At 60.2% G+C, this 500-nt stretch carries 1 protein-coding gene; it reads right to left on the bottom strand.

The window, feature by feature from the left end; all coding sequences use genetic code 11:
* Positions 1 to 416, bottom strand: a 416-nt coding sequence (gene tnpA / locus NKJ90_RS33450; protein ID WP_352487789.1) for an IS66-like element accessory protein TnpA, incomplete at its 3' end; no start/stop codon positions are given.
* Positions 417 to 500: the final 84 nt, after the last annotated feature.

The raw sequence follows: 500 nt of genomic DNA on the forward strand, positions 1-500 counted from the left end.
TCACCGCATTCCAGCGTCAACTTCACGCCGTTCGGCAGCGACGCGCTCACCTTGGCTGGAGAGGAAAAAGGCGCTGTCCTTTTCGATGCCGACCTACGCACCCCATCGCAAGTCCCCGGCAAAGCCACCGCAGCCATGCTGCTCTGTCGCAGCAAGGCCCGATCGGAAGTGCTTTCAATCTGAACCGGGATGAACGCAGGTGGCGGGGACGGCGGGAGGGACTGGGTCTCCGCGCGCTTCTTTATCCACTTCCGAAGAAGGTTCGCATTGACCCCATGTTCGAGCGCAAGCCTCGATACCGACACGCCAGGCTCAAGGCAGGCCGAGACAAGACGCTCCTTCGATGCGCGGTCGTATCGGCGTCGCCCGTCCCGACCGACAAGCCTCACCCGCAGTTTCTGCTCATCTTCTTCCATCACAAGGTGTCCACCTATTTTGGTGGACACCTGCATGCATCAGAGCACTCAACAGCAAAAGGTGCGGGGAAATTCGCGCTTACG

The sequence above is a fragment of the Mesorhizobium sp. M0051 genome (assembly GCF_040323235.1).
Taxonomy (GTDB): domain Bacteria; phylum Pseudomonadota; class Alphaproteobacteria; order Rhizobiales; family Rhizobiaceae; genus Mesorhizobium.